General features: G+C 72.8%; 1 protein-coding gene. It reads left to right on the forward strand.

From position 1 onward, the window contains the following. Window positions 1-331 (forward strand): ketoacyl-synthetase C-terminal extension domain-containing protein (locus tag KN815_RS47550; RefSeq protein WP_216347983.1); only part of this gene is annotated, 331 nt, incomplete at both ends.

The following is a 331-nucleotide window of genomic DNA, read 5'->3' on the forward strand; positions in this document are numbered from 1 at the left end:
GCGGACGTTGCACGCTCAGGAGCCGTCGCCGCATATCGACTGGTCGGCGGGTGCGGTGTCGTTGTTGCAGGAGTCGGTGGAGTGGCCGGAGTCGGGTCGTCCCCGGCGGGCGGCGGTCTCCTCGTTCGGCTTCAGCGGCACCAATGCGCACACCATCATCGAGCAGGCCCCTGAACCCGAACCGGAGGAGGCTCCCACCGCCCCGGTCGCCCAGCCGTCCGTTCTGCCGTGGGTGCTCTCCGGCAAGAACACCGACGCGCTGCGCGCCCAGGCCGGGCGGCTGCTCGCCGACGTCGAGGGGCGGCCCGAGCTGTCGCCGACCGACCTGGCG

The organism is Streptomyces niphimycinicus, from assembly GCF_018883605.1.
Classification (GTDB): domain Bacteria; phylum Actinomycetota; class Actinomycetes; order Streptomycetales; family Streptomycetaceae; genus Streptomyces; species Streptomyces niphimycinicus.